12 protein-coding genes are annotated in these 17,109 nt (G+C 73.8%); 7 read left to right on the forward strand and 5 right to left on the reverse strand.

Going from position 1 to position 17,109, the window contains the following annotated elements; translation table 11 throughout:
• A partial coding sequence (locus ACFV4G_RS39475; RefSeq protein WP_380447735.1) for a hypothetical protein occupies window positions 1-596 on the forward strand: 596 nt, incomplete at its 5' end.
• A gap of 141 nt (window positions 597-737) precedes the next feature.
• Here ACFV4G_RS39475 and htpG read toward each other — a convergent pair.
• A complete protein-coding gene (gene htpG / locus ACFV4G_RS39480; protein WP_380447737.1) occupies window positions 738-2,681 on the reverse strand; it encodes a molecular chaperone HtpG in 1,944 nt (647 codons plus the stop codon).
• Window positions 2,682-2,826: 145 nt separating this feature from the next.
• On the reverse strand, window positions 2,827-3,441 hold the full coding sequence (locus tag ACFV4G_RS39485) for a hypothetical protein (protein ID WP_380447757.1): 615 nt from the start codon (window positions 3,439-3,441) through the stop codon (window positions 2,827-2,829).
• 209 nt (window positions 3,442-3,650) lie between these two features.
• Here ACFV4G_RS39485 and ACFV4G_RS39490 point away from each other — a divergent pair, with 209 nt between their 5' ends.
• The 5 genes from ACFV4G_RS39490 to ACFV4G_RS39510 all read left to right on the forward strand — a co-directional run bounded on the left by ACFV4G_RS39490 (window position 3,651) and on the right by ACFV4G_RS39510 (window position 8,835).
• Entirely contained in the window at window positions 3,651-4,424 is a 774-nt protein-coding gene (locus tag ACFV4G_RS39490; protein WP_380447739.1) for a glycosyltransferase family 2 protein, read from the forward strand.
• A gap of 295 nt (window positions 4,425-4,719) precedes the next feature.
• Window positions 4,720-5,088 (forward strand): hypothetical protein, encoded by a 369-nt coding sequence (locus ACFV4G_RS39495; protein ID WP_380447741.1) that lies wholly within the window; start codon window positions 4,720-4,722, stop codon window positions 5,086-5,088.
• 297 nt (window positions 5,089-5,385) lie between these two features.
• Entirely contained in the window at window positions 5,386-6,417 is a 1,032-nt protein-coding gene (locus tag ACFV4G_RS39500; RefSeq protein WP_380447743.1) for an SDR family NAD(P)-dependent oxidoreductase, read from the forward strand.
• A gap of 115 nt (window positions 6,418-6,532) precedes the next feature.
• A complete protein-coding gene (locus ACFV4G_RS39505; protein ID WP_380447745.1) occupies window positions 6,533-8,326 on the forward strand; it encodes an FAD-dependent oxidoreductase in 1,794 nt (597 codons plus the stop codon).
• A 158-nt stretch (window positions 8,327-8,484) separates the two neighbouring features.
• Window positions 8,485-8,835: a hypothetical protein gene (locus ACFV4G_RS39510; protein WP_380447747.1), complete on the forward strand. Its 351-nt coding sequence runs from the start codon at window positions 8,485-8,487 to the stop codon at window positions 8,833-8,835.
• Between the two features lie 96 nt (window positions 8,836-8,931).
• Here ACFV4G_RS39510 and ACFV4G_RS39515 read toward each other — a convergent pair whose 3' ends face one another.
• Window positions 8,932-13,257, reverse strand: coding sequence for a tetratricopeptide repeat protein (locus tag ACFV4G_RS39515; RefSeq protein ID WP_380447749.1), 4,326 nt, complete (start codon window positions 13,255-13,257; stop codon window positions 8,932-8,934).
• Between the two features lie 3 nt (window positions 13,258-13,260).
• Window positions 13,261-13,587: a CU044_2847 family protein gene (locus ACFV4G_RS39520; protein WP_380447751.1), complete on the reverse strand. Its 327-nt coding sequence runs from the start codon at window positions 13,585-13,587 to the stop codon at window positions 13,261-13,263.
• A 348-nt stretch (window positions 13,588-13,935) separates the two neighbouring features.
• On the opposite strand from ACFV4G_RS39520, the gene ACFV4G_RS39525 reads away from it, so the two are divergent.
• The gene (locus ACFV4G_RS39525) at window positions 13,936-14,910 is read left to right on the forward strand and encodes a hypothetical protein (protein WP_380447753.1); all 975 of its coding nucleotides are present in this window, start codon (window positions 13,936-13,938) and stop codon (window positions 14,908-14,910) included.
• Window position 14,911: 1 nt separating this feature from the next.
• Here ACFV4G_RS39525 and ACFV4G_RS39530 read toward each other — a convergent pair.
• A partial coding sequence (locus ACFV4G_RS39530) for an AAA family ATPase (protein WP_380447755.1) occupies window positions 14,912-17,109 on the reverse strand: 2,198 nt, incomplete at its 5' end.

A 17,109-nucleotide genomic window follows, 5' to 3' on the forward strand; every position in this document is an offset into this window, starting at 1 on the left:
CCCTTGAGGCGACCACCGAGAACGAGGAGCGCCCGCCGCGTCACCGGACGGGCCGGTGGATCGATGACGACGGCCTCCACTGGGACGACTGCGGCTGCACCTGGTGGGTCATGTCGAAGGAGGGCGAGGGCCGGTTCGTGCTCTACGGCGAGGACGAGGCGAGCCGCGTCAAGTGGCACGAGCCGGCGATCGACGTGCTGGCGGGCGGCCCGGACTGGCTGCCCTACGAGGAGCTGCGGGACCGGCTCGAAGGCCACGAGATCGGCTGTGTCTACTGGTACGAGAACGGCGCCTGGGCCCGGGCGCCGTACCCGGACGACCTCGGCGACGACGGCCTGGACTGCGGCATGAGCTGCTTCATCGAACGCGGCGAGGTCCTGGGCGAGCTGACGGACAACCTGGACGACACGGTCGACGGGCCGAGCGCGGACAGCCTCCTGGCCGACGCGGAAGCGTACCGGCTGGATCCGCGCAGGCTGCTGGAACGGCTGGCCGAGACCAACCAGTACGACGATCCATTGGACCGGCCGGCCATCGTCCGGGCGCTGGTCCGCGCAGGTCTTACGGGGGAGTTCGCGGCGCCCGTCACGCCCTGACGGGGGAGTTCGCGGCGCCCGTCACGCCCTGACGGGCAGGACGGCGGCGGCTGTCACGCCCTGACGGGCGGTGCGGGGTGCGGCCGGCCAGGCCGGTCGGCGTCGGCCGATCGGCGTCCGGCGGGCCGCACCCGGCGGGGGTTACAGGGTGCGGGTGAGGCGATCGGTCAGCAGGCGGGTGAAGCGGGCCGGGTCGGGCAGGTCGCCGCCTTCCGCCAGCAGGGCGCTGCCGTGGACGAGTTCGGCGAGGTCGGCGAGTGCCGGGTCGTCCGCGTTCGTCTCGTGTGCCCCGCGCAGGGCGGTGATGAGCGGGTGGGTGGGGTTGAGTTCGAGGATCCGCTTGACGGCGGGGAGTTCCTGGCCCATCGCCCGGTACATTTTCTCCAGGGTGGGGGTCAGGTCCTGGGCGTCGCCGACCAGGCACGCCGCGGAGGTGGTCAGGCGGGTGGAGAGGCGGACCTGCTTGACGTGCTCGGCCAGGGTGGTTTGGAGCCAGCCGAGGAGGGCGGCGAAGTCCTGTTCGCGCCGGGCCTTCTCGGTCTTCGCCTCGTCGCTGCCGTCGCCGTCGGAGTCGTCGTCGAGGTCGACCTGGCCCTTGGCGATCGACTGGAAGCGGTGGCCGTCGAAGGAGGGGATCTGGTCGGTCCAGATCTCGTCGATGGGGTCGGTGAGGATCAGGACCTCGTAGCCCTTGGCGGTGAAGGCCTCCATGTGCGGGGAGTTCTCCACCATCGCCCGGTTCTCGCCGGTCAGGTAGTAGATGGTGTCCTGGCCGTCCTTCATCCGCGCGACGTACTCGCGCAGCGCGGTCGGCTCCTGCGGATCGTTGGTCGAGGCGACGCTGACCAGCTCCAGCAGGGCGTCGGTGTTGTCGCGGTCCTCGATCAGGCCTTCCTTGAGGACGCGGCCGAACTGGTCCCACAGCTTGAGGTAGGCCCCGGTGTCGGTGGCCCGCGTGCTCTTGAGGGCGCCGAGGACCTTCTTGACCAGGCGCCGGCGCACGGCGGTGATCTGGCGGTCGTGCTGCAGGATCTCGCGGGAGACGTTGAGGGAGAGGTCGTGGGCGTCGACGACGCCCTTGACGAACCGCAGGTAGTTCGGCATCAGCGCGTCGCAGTCGTCCATGATGAACACGCGCTTGACGTACAGCTGCACACCCCGCTTGGTGTCGCGGGAGAACAGGTCGAACGGGGCGTGGGCGGGGATGAACAGCAGCGCCTCGTACTCGAAGGTGCCCTCGGCGCGCATGTGGATCGTCTCGGCCGGGTCCTGCCAGTCGTGGCTGATCTGCTGGTAGAACTCGTTGTACTCGGCCTCGGTCACCTCGCTGCGCGGGCGGGCCCACAGCGCCTTCATCGAGTTCAGCGTCTCCGGCTCGCCCGGGCGCTCGGTCCCGTCCTGGTCCCCGGCGGAGGTCTCGGCGGCGGCCTCGGCGGCCATGCGGATGGGCCAGCGGATGAAGTCCGAGTACTGCTTGACGATCTGGCGGACCTTCCACGCGGCCAGGTAGTCGCCCAGCCCGTCCTCGCCGTCCGCCGGCTTGAGGTGCAGCGTGACCGACGTGCCCACCGGCAGGTCGCCGGCCTCCGCGATCGTGTAGGTCCCCTCGCCGTCGGACTCCCACACGGTGCCCTGCTCGGAGCCGGCCCGGCGCGTCCGCAGGGTGACCTTGTCGGCGACCATGAACGCCGAGTAGAAGCCGACCCCGAACTGGCCGATCAGGCTCTGTGCGGCGGCCGCGTCCTTGGTCTCCTTGATCTTCGCCAGCAGGCTCGCGGTGCCGGACTTGGCGATGGTGCCGATCAGGTCGACGACGTCGTCGCGGGTCATGCCGATGCCGTTGTCCCGCACCGTCAGGGTGCGGGCGTCCCGGTCGATGTCCAGCGTGATGTGCAGGTCGGAGGTGTCGGCGTCGAGGCCGGTGTCGGTGAGGGACTCCAGGCGGAGCTTGTCGAGGGCGTCGGAGGCGTTGGAGATCAGCTCGCGCAGGAAGATGTCCTTGTTCGAGTAGATCGAGTGGATCACCAGCTGCAGCAGCTGGCGGGTCTCCGCCTGGAACTCCAGCGTCTGGGTCGGGCTGGCCACGGGGGGCGTCTCCTTCGAGAAGTGGAATGGGTTCGGAACGGTGGGGAAGGCAGGGGCGGCCCGCACGCCGAGAGCCGTCGGAGCATCAACTCGTGCTCCCCGCCGGAGTGGTGCTCCTGCGGGTCGGCGGGTCACGGCGTGGGGGTCACGGCCCGGCCGGTGGTCTGTGGCGCTGCCGGCCGCTGGCGGCGCGCAACTGGTCTGTTCGGGCGGTGAGTTGATCGAGCCGGTCGGCGATCTTCGGGTGGCTCGCTCCCAGGAGGGGGCGGGCTGCGGCGAGCGGGGCGAGCAGGCGGACGGGGTCGTCGTGGCCGAGTGCCTCCAGGAGGCGTTCCACGGCGGGGGCCGCCTGGGGGGCGAGGTCGTCCAGGGCGCCGATCTGACCCGCGAGGCGGCGCAGGTCGGCGGCGTTCTCGCGCGCCCAGCCGGTCACCGCGCGGTCGGCCGCGCGCTGGTCGCGGGTGGCCCGGACGCGCTGCTCGCCGGTGCTGCCCGCCCGGGTGCCCGCCTCGGCGTCGGGACGCAGGCGCAGGTAGCGCCGCTCGGCGGCCTGGCGGCTCCGGACCCCCATGGGCTCGGCGAGGTCGGCCCAGGTCGCGCCGGCGCCGCGGGCGGTCTCGATCAGGCCGGTCTCCCAGCCGGCGAGCTCCTCGCGCAGGTGGCGCAGCAGAAGCAGCGCGGACAGGGCCTCCCGCGGGTCGTCCTGGCCCGCGTCGTCCGGGGGTGCGTGGCGGGCGGTGCGGGCGGCGGCGTCCATCATGCCCAGCGCGGCGGCGGCGGCGAGGAACGAGGCCGGGCTCACCCCGGCCGCGCCGGTGTTCTGCGTGTTCAGTGCCGTCGCCCTTTCGCTGACCAGAGGACTGTCATCGCATGGATGACAGGCTACGCGAACGCCGTCGCGTGACACCAGTAGCCTTGACCGGCGACAACGACATCCGTGACGACTCCGAACTCGGTAAGGAGCACCCCGTGCCACTCGTTTCCGTGGTGATGCCGGTACACAATTCGGCCGCCACTCTCGGCGCGTCGGTACGTTCCGTGCTTGCGCAGACGCACGCCGACGTCGAGCTGCTGATCACCGACGACGCGTCCACCGACGACTCCATGGACCTGCTGCAGGACTTGGCCCGCCGCGACGAGCGCGTGCGCCCGCAGGCGGCACCCGAGCAGGGCGGCGCGGCCAGGGCCCGCAACCTCGCCATGGCGCGGGCGCGGGGGGAGTACGTGGCGCTGCTGGACAGCGACGACATGTGGCTCCCGGAGAAGCTGGAGCGGCAGCTCGCGTTCGCCGCCGAGGGCGATGCCCCACTGACGTTCACCTCGTACTACAAGGTCGCCGGCGACTTCACGGGCGAGGCCTGCGACTTCACGCCGAACGGGCGGGTGGTCGCGGCGCGGGAGCGCGTGACGTACCGGGACATGCTGGTGCAGGACCACATCGGGGCCCTGACCGCCATGTACGACCGGACGGTGCTGGGCACGAGGCTGATGCCGGACATGCCGAAGCGGCAGGACTACGCGCTGTGGCTGGCGATCATGCGGGACGGGCACCCCGCCCGGGGCCTGCAGGAACCGCTGGCGGTCTACCGGGCAGGCCGGGCGGGGTCGCTGTCCTCGAACAAGCTGGCGCTGGTCGAGCACAACTGGGCGCTGTACCGCGACCACGAGCGGCTGTCGGTCCTCCGGTCGGTCGGGGCGCTGGCCGGGGCGACGTGGCACTCCGTGCGGAAGTCCCGGATCTAGCGCCGCGGCCCGGGCACGTCCGGCAGGTACGGCTGCGCCTCCCGGGGACCGGCGGCAGGTACAGGCGGCTGTCCGTGAAGGTGAGGTGGGCGGCGCCGGGGACGGTGAGCCGGTGGCTCGTCGCGGAGTCGGCGGCCGGCGATGTCCACGGCCGACCACGTCGGTGCCCGGCCGTGAAGCCCAGCCGGGCGATGGATCTTTAGGCCGGAAAGTCGCTATCCGAAACCGGTGATCAAACCGTAGGAATGGCTTCACGGCCCGACCGGCCGCCCCCGAACAGAAGGAGCCATCACCCATGATCCGCCTCCGCACCACCTGTATGGCCATCGCCGGCACCGCAGCGATGTTCGCCCTGACCGCGGCGCCCGCCCAGGCCGCCCCGGGCGACGTCACGACCACGTGCGGAAGCACTCTCACCCCGGCCGGCTACGTCGATGTGAGTTGGGGTTACAGCAGCAGTTGCGGTACGCAGAGCTTCAGCCCGAACATCAAGCAGATAAAGCAGCTCACCGGACTGCCCGTCGGCACCGTGGTCCAGGCCTGCTCCACCACCTACCCGCCCGCGGGCTGGGTCCAGACCGGCTCGTACTACACCAGCAGCTGCGTCGCCTGGTCGAACCCGAGCTTCAACAACAACGCCTGGCAGCTGAAGCGCGTCTCCTGATCCGGCGACTCCGACTGCATCCCGGCCCCTGCCCCTGCCCTGACCGGCCTCGAGGAGGAGGCGCTCGGCCGCGCCGGGAGGCGGGACACCGCCGAGCGGGTGCTGCTCCTGATTGTTGGGAGACACGGCGGCCCTTGCTGCGTTGGGCCCGCGCGATGTCGGTCGGCTGTCAGCGGGGACGGTGTCCTGTCGGTGGGATGTGAGTGGCCTCCGGGACCGTTGGGAAGCGGGCGTGGCCGGCTGTGAAGGCGCGGCCACGCTCTCCTCCAGATCCTTTCGAGCTTCCGGGAGCGCGCCATGTCCTCCGTACCTCACGTCCCGCGCTGGGACGTCCACCGCCTGCCTCGCGCCGAGGGAAAGTGCTTCCTCGTCACCGGCGGCAACGCGGGCATCGGATACTTCGTCGCCGAGCAGCTGGCCGGCACCGGGGCCACGGTCGTCCTCGGCAGCCGGGACCGGGCCAAGGCCGAAGCCGCGATCGGCTCCATCGGCTCGCGCGTGCCCGGCGCCGATGTGAAGCACGTGCCCCTGGACCTGGCCGACCTCGCCTCGCTCAAGGCGTCCGTGGACGCGCTCGGGCTGGATCGCCTCGACGCGGTCGTCCACAACGCCGGTGTGGCGCTCGACCATCCGCCGCGCCGTGAAACGGCGGACGGACACGAGCTGATGTTCGCGACCAACCACCTGGGGCACTTCGCGCTGACCCACCACCTGGCCCCGCTGCTCACGGCGACACCGGGGAGCCGGGTCGTCACCACCGGCAGCTTCGCCGCCAAGTCCGAACGCCTGGACCTCGACGACCTCCAGAGCGCGCACGACTACCGGCCCAAGCGCGCCTATGCGCGCTCCAAGCTGGCCCAGATGCTCTTCGCCCTCGAACTCGACCGCCGCCTGCGCGCCGCCGACAGCACGACGGTGAGCGTGCTCGTCCACCCCGGTGGCGCGCTCGACTCCCTCACCCCCTCCCGCCCGCCGGTCCACGTCCGCACGACAGGCGAGCGGCTGAGCCGGCTGCCGCTCGGACTCGTCGTCCAGGGCAAGGACGCCGCCGCATGGCCCGCCGTCCGGGCCGTACTCGACCCGGCCGTGCGGGGCGGCCGGATGCTGAGTCCCCGGGCGTTCGGACTGCGCGGTACGCCCAGGACCGAACCCCTCTGGAACCACCTGGCCGACACGGTGACCGCGGCACGCCTCTGGACGGCCAGCCGCGACCTGACCGGCACCGACCCGACCTTCAGCACGGCGGACACCGCCGTCCTCTCCAGGGATCCGGGTGGGCCGACGGGCGCTCGGGAGCGCTCCCCGGGCGAGGTGAACAGGTCCGGCTGAGGGCTCGGGCTCGACGGGCCCGCACACCTCGCCGCCCACTCCCGTCCGCGCGCCCTGCTCGGCCCCCGCGGTGGGGCCGACCGTGCCTCCCACGTGTGCAACTCGTTGACCGGGCATGCGAACGATCACAGCAGCCGCACACACCCGGCGCGCTCTGCTCGCCACGGGGGCCGGGGCGGCCACCGGCCTCGCGCTGACCGCCACCGGGCAGGCGCGGGCGGCGCGACCGTTCGACGGGCGGCCGGGACGGCGGGTCGCCGTGCTCGGCGGCGGGGTCGCCGGTCTGAGCGCGGCGCAGGAACTGGCCGAACGCGGTTACCGGGTGACGGTCTACGAACGCAACACGGTACTGGGCGGCAAGGCCCGCAGCATGGACGTGCCCGGCACCGCCCGGGGCGGCCGGCGCCCGCTGCCCGGCGAACACGGATTCCGCTTCTTCCCCGGCTTCTACCGCAACCTGCCCGACACCCTGCGCCGGATCCCGCTGTCCGGCGGGCTGTTCGGCCGCACCGTCCACGACAACCTGGTGAACGCCACCGAGGAGCTGTTCCCCCGAGCCGGAGGACGCCCGGCGCTGCGGCTGCCGTTCCGCACCGTGACCACGCTCCCGGTGCTCGGCGAACTGCTGCCCGACGCACTGCTCCAGACGCTGACGGGGCTGCTGGACACCGCCCTGCACCTGCCGGCCACCGAGGTGGCGTACTTCGCCAACCGGCTGCTGGTCCACTTCACCAGCTGCGAACTGCGCCGCTACGAGCAGTGGGAGCGCGTGCCGTGGTGGCGGTTCATCCGGGCCGGCGAGATGTCCTACGACTACCAACGGCTGCTCGGCGTCGGCATCACCCGCAACGTCGTCGCGACCAGGGCCGAGGAGGCCAGCACCCGCTCCGTCGCCCGGATCCTCCAGGCGTTCGTCTACAACATCCTGGGCCAGGGCAACGACGGCGAGCCGGACCGCGTCCTCAACGCCCCGACCGGCGAGGCCTGGATCGGCCCCTGGGAGGTCCACCTGCGCTCCCTCGGCGTCCGGTTCGAACTCGGCGCCGAGGTAGAGGAGTTGATGTACCGGGACGGCCGGATCGCCGGCGTTCGGCTGCGGGACGCGAACACCCCCGTACTCGCCGACCACTACCTCAGCGCGATGCCGGTCGAACACGCCCGCGCCACGTGGGGCCCCGGGCTGCGCGCCGCCGACCCGCAACTCGCCCGCTGCGACCGGCTCCGCACCGACTGGATGGTCGGCGTCCAGTTCTACCTGCGCCGCCGCACCCCGATCGTGCACGGCCACGTCGACCTGGTCGACTCGCCCTGGGCCGTCACCTGCATCGGCCAGGCCCAGTTCTGGCCCGACCGGGACTTCCGCCGCGACTACGGCGACGGCCAGGTGGCCGACTGCCTCTCGGCGATCGTCTCGCAGTGGGACACCCCGGGGATCGTCTACGGCAAGCCCGCGCTCAAGTGCTCCCGCGAGGAGGTGGTGCGCGAGACCTGGGCGCAGCTCAAGGACTCCCTCAACAGCGGCGGCCGGCGCGTCCTGGACGACGCGGACCTGGTCACCTGGTTCATCGACCCGGCCGTCACCGGCCTCGGCGGCCCGGAGCCGGCCAACCGCGAGCAGCTGCTCATCCACCCGGCGGGCACGGTGTACAACCGTCCGTCCGCCGCGACAGCCGTCCCCAACCTCTTCCTGGCCGGCGACTACGTCGCCACCGACATCGACCTGGCCACCATGGAGGGCGCCAACGAATCCGCCCGCCGGGCCGTCAACGCCCTGCTCGACGCCGACGGTTCACCGGCCCCGCGCTGCCAGGTGTGGCCGCTGTACCGGCCGCCGGAACTGGCCGCCCTCCAGCAACAGGACGAGGCCCGCTACCGCCGGGGCCTGCCGAACGCCCTCGACCTGGGCTGACGCCCGGCTGCCGGGCGTCCGAGGGCCGAGGCCGGTGGAGGGAAGCGGCGGGGGAGCGGTCCGGCCACGTCGAGCCGTAATTCCCCAGGGTTCTGTGCCGCCGGACGGTGGCTCGCGCAGTCGGGAACCAGTGCGGTCAGTCTGATCGTTCCATCGGCATGCCATCCGTTCTCATCCTTGGAATCGACCCGCATGCCGTGCAGGGCATGGACGGGGACGTCATCCGCGCGGCCCTTGACCAGGAGCTGGCACGCTTTGGCGAGCACGACATCGATGCGTCCATGGCACTGGTCGCGTTGGATGAGTCCGCGGAGTCCACGATGGTGTCAGCACTGTCGGAGTGCGACTGGGACGTTGTCGTCATCGGGGGTGGGATCCGCAAGCCGGAACCTCTCTTGCCGCTCTTCGAGCAGGTCGTGAACCTGGTCCGGCGGTATGCACCGAGCGCGGCAATCGCCTTCAACACCAGCGGCGGTGACAGCGTGGAAGCAGCCAAGCGGTGGCTTTGAACCCGGGCTGCCGGGCTGGTTGATCCGCGACCTGGGTCCCGCGGCGTGGCCAGTGGGTGTGAATGGGGGCTCCTCGTCGAGTGGCGACGGGGAGCGTCAGCGGTCGGTGGCGTCGGTGGCGCGGGTGCGCCAGTAGGTGGCTTCGGCGGGTTCGTCTTCGGCGTCGGCGAGTTCGGCCAGGAGTAGGAGTACGGCTGCGGGGAGGCCGTCGGGGGCGGGTGGGGGTGGGGCGGGGAGTTCGCGGGGTGCCGAGGCCGAGGGGCCGCTGGGCATGGCCAGGACTTCGCGGGCGCGGGTCTCGTCGCCCAGGCGTTGGAGGAGGGACGTGTAGTGGACGCGGGCCCGGGCGGCGATGTCGGGGTCCTCGGCGTGGATGGCGGTCTCGAACCAGGTGGCGGCGTCCTGTTCGCGGTCGGGCATGCTGTCGACGACCAGGGCCAGCAGGAGGACCGCCTCCGGGTGGTGCGGGCTCTGCGCGTCCTCGGCGACCGGGCGCAGCACCTCCTCGGCGCGGGCGAAGTCGCGTAGGCGGAACAGGGTGCTGCCGAGGTAGCGGCGGACGAGGTGGTGGAGGTCGGGTCCGGTGGTCTCCAGCGCTTCGGTCAGGGCGTCGCGGGCGCGGGGGAAGTCGTTGCGGGCGCGCAGGGCGATGCCGAGGAGGGTCGTGGCGCGCGGGGTGTCGGGGCTCGCCGGGAGCTCCCGTGCGGCTTCCATGAGGCGGACGGCGGCGTCGAGTTCGCCGACTTCCAGGAGGTCCTCGCCGGCGACGACGTAGGCGGGAACGGGGTCGTCGTCGGTGGCCAGGAGGTCGGCGACGCCCTGCGTGTCGTCGCGGTCCAGCAGGAGGGCGGCGAGCATGGCCCGGGCGACGCCGGTGACGTCGGAGGGCTCGTCGGCGAGCACCGCGCGCAGCAACTCCTCGGCACGGCCCTCCTCTTCGGTGCCCAGGAGCTGCGTGGCCAGATGGAAACGGGCGAGCTGCAGGGCCGGGCCGCCGGCGGTGTCGACGGCGGTGCGCAGGTGGGTGAGGCCCTCCGCCTCGCGGCCCGGGGTGAGGACGAGGAGCACGCCCAGCAGGGCGACGCCGGTGCCCGCCGCGACGGCGTGGCCGGAGGCCATGAGTTCGCGCAGGAGCGCCTCGGCCTCGTCGGGGCGGTCGAGGTCCACCAGGAGGGTGGCGAGGTCGATCCGGGCGACCAGTGACCATTCGGGGTGGCCGGAGGCGACGGCCCGGCGGTAGGCGTCGACGGCCTCGTCGGGGCGGCCGACGGCGACCATCAGGTCGCCGAGGAGGTCGGCCGCGCGGGGGCCGAGGTCGGGGTGCGGGGAGCGGGCCGTCTCGGCCAGGAGGGCGGCCGCCTCGTCGGCGTCGTCGAACGCGGCGGCCGACCGCGGGTCGGGGACGGCGCCGACGAGCAGGAGGGCCAGGTCGACCCGGGCCTGCCAGGACCACACGTGGTGCCCGTGGGCGATGGCCCGGCGGTAGGCGTCGACGGCCTCCTCGGGCCGGCCCCGCAGCACGTGGACGTCGCCGAGCAGGTCGGCCGCGCGCGGCGCCTCGAAGCGGTGGCCGGAGGCGGAGACCTCGGCCAGCAGCGCGCACGTGCCGGTGTCGTCCCCGTCGCGGCTGTAGAGGACGCAGGCCAGGCCGTTGCGGCTGGTCATGGACCAGTCCCGGTGCTCGGTGGCCATGGCACGGCGGAACCACTCCTCGGCCTCGGCGTACCGACCCTCGCCCAGGTGCCAGTGGCCGAGGACGGACATCGCCTCGGGGCTGCGGTCGGGGTGGCCGAGGTCGACGACCTGCCGCAGGTGGGCGAGGCCCTCGTCGGTGTCGCCGAGGAAGACCCGGGCGACGCCCAGGCACAGCCTGGCCCCGACCTCCACCCACGGCCCGCCGTTGGCGACGGCGAGCTCCAGCAGTTCCGCCGCCTCGCCGTAGCGGGACCGCACGATCAGCAGCTCGCCGAGCGCGCCCTGGGCGATCGGGCGCGCCTCGGGATCGCCGTCCGCCAGGACCGAGCGCAACAGCTCCTCCGCCCGGCCGAGTTCACCCCGCCCGACCAGGAGCCCGCCGAGGCCGGCGCGGGCCATGCCGGAGATCGAGGAGGCGGCGGACGTGCCGACCGCCCGGGACAGGGTCCACGGCTGGTCGGCCGGCGGGTCGGCGGCGGCCGGCGAGGAGCGCAGCGCCGGGACGCGCTTGCCCTGCTCCGGCCCGCCGATGCCCGGTGTCCCGGCGAGCACGGCCGTGCTGCCCTGGCCGCTGAGGGCCTGGCCGAGCCGGGCGGTGGCGGACGGCGGCATCTGCTCGACGCCGTGCGCGAGCACCGCGGTGAGCAGCCGCTCGGCCTGCTCGGCCTCGCCGAGCTGCCAGAGCACGCCGGCGAGCGCGATCTGGGCCAGCAGCGAGATCTCCGGGTCCGGCGCACCGACCGCCCGCTCCAGGAGGGCGCGGGCGGACTCGTGCTCGCCGCGGCCGGAGAGCAGGCTCCCGAGTTCGGCCTGGGCCAGCTCCGCGACGTCCTCGACGCCGGAGTCGGCGGCGCGCCGGAGGAGCGTCTCGGCCTCGGCGAACTCGCGGCGGTAGATGAGGATCGTGCTGAGGACCAGGGCGGCGCCGGCGGTGAGGTCGTCGTCCGCGTCCTCGGCGACGACCCGGCGCAGCTGCTGCTCGGCGATGTCGGCGCGGTCGTGCAGGACGGCCACCATGCCGAGGGTGGCCAGGTCGGCGCCGTCCAGGAGTTGGGCGGCGAGCTCCCAGGCCGCGTCGTCGACCGCCTCGGCGTCGACGGCGGTGTCGAGGTACTCGGCGACGTAGGGGAAGACCTCGTAGCCGGGCCGCCCGGCGTCGTCGCGCGCGCGGACGAGCAGGGCGATGCCCGCCTGCGCGCGGTCGCGGGCCCAGGCGAGCGCGGTGCGGTACGGCTCGTCGCCGGGGTCCAGGTCGAGCTCGACGAAGCGCAGCCGGTAGCGGTCGAACAGCTTGCGCAGGGTCGGTTCGTCGAGCAGGACGGGGGAGCCGATGCGCGCCCAGTCGGCGGCGGCGCGGACCAGCAGGCGGCCCTCGGGGCAGCTCTCCGGCCCGGCCTCCAGGCGGGTCTCCAGGGCGGGCGCGGCGACGAGCATCTCGCCGAGGCCGCGCAGCGAGAGGTCCTCCTGCGGGTAGAGGTCGGCGGCGGCCTCGCGCTCCTCGTCGGTGAGGGTGTGCGGCAGGTGCACGACGGTGGCGCGGCGCAGCACCTCGCGGGTGGCGCGGCCGACCTCGTTCTCCAGGCCGGCGAGCTCCTCGCGGTGGCGGTGGGTCAGGGTGCCGACGACCAGGCAGGGCGGGTCGTGCTGGAGCAGGAGGTCCAGCGCGTGGGCGTCGAGCGCACCGGAGAGCAGGTAGTGGTGCAGGTCGTCGAGCCAGACGACGACCTGGCCGGGGGAGTGCGGCAGGCCGGCCCGGGCGAGCTCCTCCAGGTCGCGCCGGCCGCGCCGGGGGACGACGAGCCGGGCGGCGCCGTGGGCGCGGCTCAGGCGCTCGTGCAGGGTGCGGGACTTGCCCGCCTTGGACCGGCCGGCCACCAGGAGGAAGCCGCCGGCGGCGAGGGCGGTGTCCACCTCGCGGTCGGCGGCCGGTCGGTCGAGGTAGGGCTCGTAACCCCTCGCGGTGTAGGTGGACTCGCTGACGCCCAGGTCGTGCGGGTCGACCTGGTCGAGCCGGGGCAGCTCGCCGGACGGCGCGAGGGGCACGGCGAGCAGCCGGGCCAGGCGGTCGCGGCGCTCCTGCTCGGTGATGTCGTGGACGAGCGCGGCGAGCGGCGGCCAGAGCCGGGCGATCGGGTCGAGCGACAGCGCGAAGCCCACCCGGCGGTCGGCGCGGCCCGGCTTCTGCCGGCGCCCGAGCACGCCGATCACCGCGTGCAGGGTGTTGTTCCACACCGGCGCGCCGGAGAAGCCGGGTTCGGTGGCCCAGCCGGTCTGCGCGGTCGACTCCAGCTGGAGCCAGTCGCCCTCGGCGTACCCGACGATCTCGCCGCGGATCGGCACGCCGCCGGTCTTGTGCTCGGCGGGGAAGCCGTGGGCGCGGAAGGTGTGGCCGAATACGTCGGCGTCGGTGCGGCGCAGCGGCGCCGGCTCGGCCCCGGGCGGCGCCGGGGCGTCGAGCTCCAGGATCGCGACGTCGCCGGCCCACTCCTTGGGCGGGTGCCAGCCACCGGGGAGGACGCGGGCGGGGACGGGCTCGTGCGCGGGCAGGAACGGGAAGCGGACGAGCACCGGGCCGTCCGGCGGCTCGGCGGGGGTGCCCGGGTCGACGACGTGGGCGCAGGTGAGGACGAGGCGCTCGGAGATGAGCGTGCCGCCGCCCTCGGGCAGGGGACGCCCGTGCGGCTGGATGCTGACGACCCAGGGCGCGCGGGCCGGGTTGGGCGCCATCGGTCAGCTCGCGGCGGCCGGACCGGACTTCCAGCTGAGTTTGACGTCGAAGTGGCCCTCGGTGGCGGTCTTGGCGATGACGACCCCGGCCTCGGCGTTGAGCTTGATGCCGAAGGACACCTCGATCTCCTCGGGCTTGAGGTGCCGCAGCACCGCGAGGACGGATTCGAGCGTGGGGCGGCACGCGGTGAGCGCGGCGTCGAGGCGGTGCGCGGCCTCGGCGATGCCCTCGTCGCTGCGGGAGACGAGCTGGATGCCGGGGGAGTCGTCGTCGACCTCGACCACGAGGGAGGAGTCGTCCGGTCCCTGGAAGCGCAGCAACTCCGGCATGGTGACCCCCACTTGGTGACTTGGTGCGGTGGTGCGACGGTCGCAGGATAGCGGTGGGCGGGGGTGTGGCGGGGGTGTTCGGCGGAGCCGGGGTGCCGCAGGGGTGGGCGGCGGGGCCGCGAGAGGGGGAGGGGGTGCGCGCGGGGTCGTGCGGTGGTGCGACGGTCGCAGGATAGCGGTGGGCGGGGGTGTGGCGGGGGTGTTTGGCGGAGCCGGGCCCGCCCGCTCCGACTCGCTGCCCGAACGGGCCCCGGGAGCTTGGTCGTTGCGGGTGTCGGGTGGGCGTTCCGCCGCTACCATCGGGGCCCGGACGTGGGTGCGGCTGCGGGTACGGCTGGGGGTGGCGGCGTGGAGCGGGCCAGGCGGGAGATCGCGGCGGCGCTGGAGGCGGTGGGCGACGGCGAGGTCGTCGCGTCGCTGCGGGTGCTGGGGGCCGCATTGCAATGGGTGTGCGCCGAACTGCGCGGGATCGACGGCGGGCCCGGCGGCGCGTCCGCGCTTGAAGCGCTGTACGAGCTCGACGACGCCCTGACGGCCGGGGAGGGCCTGCGCGACGCGGTCGACGTGCTGTTCGACGCGGTGCTCGCCGGGGCGGCCGTCCGGCGCGACGTCGGCGACCTCGCGGACCGGCTGCGGGCGGCCAAGCGGGCCGTGCAGGCCGAACGGGAGGCGCTCGACGAACTGGAACAGCGCGAGCACGAGTTGCGCCGCCGCCTCGCCGAGCTCACCGAACTGCGGCGGCAGGTCGACGACTTGCGGCGCCTGGAGCGGATCGTCTCGGCGCTCGACGGGCTCGCCCGCCAGCAGGAGGTCATCACCGCCCGCCTGCTGGCCCTGCGCGGCAAGGACACCGGCGTGGAGGACGTCCTGCGCACGAGCGCCGACCGGCTCGTGCGGCTCTCCGAGGAGCAGCTCGCCGCGCTCTCGCCGCAGACCTGCGACCGGCTCGCCCGCGCCCAGGACGTGGACGATCAACTCACCGTCGAGCAGCGGCGGTTCGAGGAGAGCAGTGCTCGCCTGGCCGAGGTGCGGGACCGCCTGGACAGCGTGCGCACCCGGCGCGTCGAGCAGCTGGCCTCACTGCGCCTGCACGCCCACGCGGACGCCGAACTGGCCCGGGCGCTCGCGCCGGAGAGCGTGGAGGCGGACGGCTCGGACGGTTCCGACGGCGGGGCCCGCTCGGCGCTGGTCGAGGCCGAGGCGCTCGCGGCCTCGCTGGAGACCAGGCTCACCCGGGTCGACGAGATCCTCGCCGGGCTGCTGGAGCGCCGTGAGCAGGCGGACGACGGTACGCACGCCGCGCTGTCCTGGGCGGACCAGTAGCTCAGGAGAGCGGCGGCACGTCCTCCCCCGCGAAGGTGATCGGCTCCTCGGCGGGCCCGTCCCAGCCGTCCGGTCCGAGGCGGCGCGCCAGCCTGGTCTCCATCGTCTGGAGCAGGCCGCCCACCGCCCGCGCGTTGCCGAAGTCGTGCGGGCGCGCCGCGCGTTGGGCGTCGAACCAGGCGGCGGCGCGGCGCGCGGCGTCGTCGGAGAGCCGGTAGCGCTGGGCCGCCGCCTGGTTGCGCAGGATCTGCACGAGGTCGGCGGTCGGGTAGTGGGCGAAGTGCAGGGTCTCGCCGAAGCGGGAGCGCAGGCCGCTGTTGGCGTCGAGGAAGCGCTGCATCTCGCGCGGGTAGCCGGCCGCGATCACGACGAGCCGGCCCGGGTTCTCCATCATCTCGCGCAGGAGGGTGTCGACGGCCTCCTCGCCGAAGTCGTTGCGGTCGTCACCGGAGGCCAGGCTGTAGGCCTCGTCGATGAACAGGACCTTGTCGAGCGCGGAGCGGACCACCTCGCGCGTGCGCGGCGCGGTCTGGCCGACGTACTGGCCGACCAGGTCGGCGCGCGTCACCTCGACGACCTCGTCGGTGTGCAGGAGCCCGAGGGCGTGACAGATGCGGCCGACCAGGCGGGCGACGGTGGTCTTGCCGGTGCCGGGCGGGCCGAGGAAGAGCATGTGCGGGACGGCGGTGCCGGGCAGGCCGCGGGCCTGGCGCAGGGCGAGGCGTTCGGTGAGGCCGGTGAGGAACTCGCGGACCTCGCGCAGGCCGACCAGGTGGTCGAGTTCGGCGAGCAGGTCGGCCGTGGCCGGGACGGGCTTCGGCGGGTAGGAGCGGTACCGTTCGGGCAGGTCGGCGGGGAGCAGCGGCAGGTGCACCTGCCGCTGGACGCGGCCCGCCCACGTGTCGAACAGGTCGTCGGCGAGCAGGCGCATCGCCCCGGCGTTGCCGAAGCCCTCGCGGGCGACGCGGTGCATGCCGGTCACGACCCGTCCCAGCAGCTCGCGGGTCTCGTCGGTCGGCGTGAGCTGACGTTCCGTCAGCATGCCGAGCAGGATGGTGAGGAGGGTCTCGGGGTCGTAGTCGGGGAACTCGATGTGGGCCCGGATCCGGCGGTCGAGGCCCGGGTCGGCGGCGAGGAACTCGCGCATCTTGTCCGGGTAGCCGGCGAGCACCACGACCAGCCGGTGGCGGTCGTTCTCCATGCGGGCCAGCAGTGCGGTGATCGCCTGCCCGCCGAAGCCGTCGCGCTGGTCGCTGAGCGCGTAGGCCTCGTCGAGGAAGAGGACGCCGTCGAGGGCGCGGTCGATCAGGGCGTTGGTCCGCTCGGCGGTCTGGCCGACGTAGCCCGCCACGAGGTCGGAGGCGTCGGCCTCGATCAGGTGGCCGCGGCGCAGCAGCCCGAGGTCGCGGTAGATCTCGCCGATCAGCCGGGCGACGGTGGTCTTGCCGGTGCCGGGGTTGCCGGTGAAGAGGAGGTGCTGGGTGGCGGCGTCGCGCCGGGCGGGCAGGGCGCGTTCGGCCTCGATGCGGTTGCGCAGGCGGTGGAGGTGGCGTTTGACGGGCGTCAGGCCCGGCATGGCCTCCAGACGCGCCCAGGGGCTCTCGTCGTGCGGGGTGACGGTGGTGACCAGGCGCCGTTCGAGGACGGTGCGCCGGTCGAGCGGGGCGCCGTCGGAGATGAGCAGACGCAGGTCCTCGCGCCAGGCGGAGGCGCGGCGTGGGGTGCTCGCGAAGGAGCGCACGAGCGGCGCGAGTTCCCGCCAGTCGCCGATGCGCAGGTGTTCGCGGAGGCGCAACTGCTGGACCATGCGGTCGAGTTCGGACTCGTCCGGGTAGCCGACCCGGAACGCCCCGCCCCGGGCGGGCTGGTCGATCTCGGTGCGCAGGAAGGCGGCGAGGGCGGGGTAGACGCGCCGGTCGGCGACCACCCGCTCGACCTCCTCCAGCGTGGAGCGGCGGAAGACGAAGATCCACCGGTTGCGGCCGAGCCGGTCCTGGGCCCGGTCGGCGAGGGCGCCGGCCAGCTGCCGGGAGGCCTCGTTGTGGACGAGGGTCTCCTCGGCCTGGATGTAGACGACGGCGGTGCGCACCTCGCGCTGCCGCAGCTGGCCGAGGTGCGTCATGACCGCGAAGGGGTCGGCGACGCCGGTGACGGGGGCGGGCACCGCGGCCGGGGCCGGGGCCGGGGCCGGGGCCGGGG

Origin of the sequence: Kitasatospora sp. NPDC059747 (assembly GCF_042732955.1) — a bacterium.
Classification (GTDB): Bacteria; Actinomycetota; Actinomycetes; order Streptomycetales; family Streptomycetaceae; genus Kitasatospora.

Excerpts from the sequence above, each read along its gene's own strand:
- ACFV4G_RS39485 (WP_380447757.1), bottom strand. The coding sequence starts at position 3,441 with ATGATGGACGCCGCCGCCCGCACCGCCCGCCACGCACCCCCGGACGAC.
- ACFV4G_RS39495 (WP_380447741.1), top strand. The coding sequence starts at position 4,720 with ATGATCCGCCTCCGCACCACCTGTATGGCCATCGCCGGCACCGCAGCG.
- ACFV4G_RS39500 (WP_380447743.1), top strand. The coding sequence starts at position 5,386 with ATGTCCTCCGTACCTCACGTCCCGCGCTGGGACGTCCACCGCCTGCCT.
- ACFV4G_RS39505 (WP_380447745.1), top strand. The coding sequence starts at position 6,533 with ATGCGAACGATCACAGCAGCCGCACACACCCGGCGCGCTCTGCTCGCC.
- ACFV4G_RS39510 (WP_380447747.1), top strand. The coding sequence starts at position 8,485 with ATGCCATCCGTTCTCATCCTTGGAATCGACCCGCATGCCGTGCAGGGC.
- ACFV4G_RS39515 (WP_380447749.1), bottom strand. The coding sequence starts at position 13,257 with ATGGCGCCCAACCCGGCCCGCGCGCCCTGGGTCGTCAGCATCCAGCCG.
- ACFV4G_RS39520 (WP_380447751.1), bottom strand. The coding sequence starts at position 13,587 with ATGCCGGAGTTGCTGCGCTTCCAGGGACCGGACGACTCCTCCCTCGTG.